Below are 1,054 nucleotides of genomic sequence, written 5' to 3'. Positions count from 1 at the left end.
GGCCCTGGACCACCTGGTAGGAGCCGCCGAAGTCGCGATGGTAGATCTCGGGGTCGAAGGCCCTCAGCCAGATCTCGAACCTGGCGGTCACGTGCGGCATGAACAGGAACGCCAGCGCCGCGCCGAAGGCGATCAGGCCCAGGCCGAGGAGGATCCAGGAGGCGCGGGACGTGGCGATGTAGAGCATCGCCATGAACATGCCGAAGAACAGCAGGGCCGAGCCCAGGTCGCGCTGGAACACGAGCACGCCGAGCGCCAGGAGCCAGCCGGCCAGCAACGGGCCGAGGTCCCGGGCTCGGGGGAAGGTCACCGGGCCCACGCGGCGGCCGGCCAGCAGGATCAGGTCGCGGTTCGCGGAGAGGTAGCCGGCGAAGAAGATGGCCAGCGTGATCTTGGCGATCTCGCCGGGCTGGAAGGTGCCGAATCCGACGTCGATCCAGATCCGCGCCCCGTACATGCTCAGGCCCAGCCCGGGCACGAGCGGCAGGAGCAGCAGCACGCCGGACGCGGCGAGGAACAGGTAGGGCCAGCGCCGCAGCACCCGGTGGTCGCGCACCAGGAACACCAGGGCGGAGGCCACCAGGACGGCCAGGACGGACCACACGAGCTGCGAGGTGGGGTTGGCCATCGCGGCGTCCTGGCTCAGCCGGTGGATCATGGCCAGGCCCAGCCCGTTGAGCAGGGCGGTGATCGGCAGCATGAACGGGTCCGCGTAGGGGGCCCGCAGCCGCAGGACCACGTGCAGCACGAGGGTGGCGGCGCCGAAGATGCCCAGCGGCACCCAGGCGGTGGAGTCCAGCGGGGCATCCGTGCCGATCATGCCCAGCAGGTCCGCCCCCAGGGCGATGGTCAGGGCGGCCAGCAGCAGGACCAGTTCGATGTTCCGGCGCGGGCGTGCGGGGGAGATCACCTCGGTCACGGGGCCTCACCTCCCGTCGCGCTCGGGGACGACGCCGGGCTCGTCGGCGCGGTGGAGCCGGATGCGCAGATCGGTGTCCCGGCCCGGCGCGAACAGGGCCCGGGCCCGCACCACCACCGCACTCACCTCGGCGCG

1 protein-coding gene is annotated in these 1,054 nt (G+C 72.0%); it reads right to left on the bottom strand.

The genetic code is table 11. The features are described 5' to 3' along the window. Positions 1–919 (bottom strand): FtsW/RodA/SpoVE family cell cycle protein (locus AB0L75_RS44570; RefSeq protein ID WP_365191986.1); only part of this gene is annotated, 919 nt, incomplete at its 3' end. Positions 920–1,054 lie beyond the last annotated feature (135 nt).

This window comes from Streptomyces sp. NPDC052101 (genome assembly GCF_040680235.1).
Taxonomy (GTDB): domain Bacteria; phylum Actinomycetota; class Actinomycetes; order Streptomycetales; family Streptomycetaceae; genus Streptomyces.
This window is presented reverse-complemented; position numbering and strand designations above follow the sequence as displayed.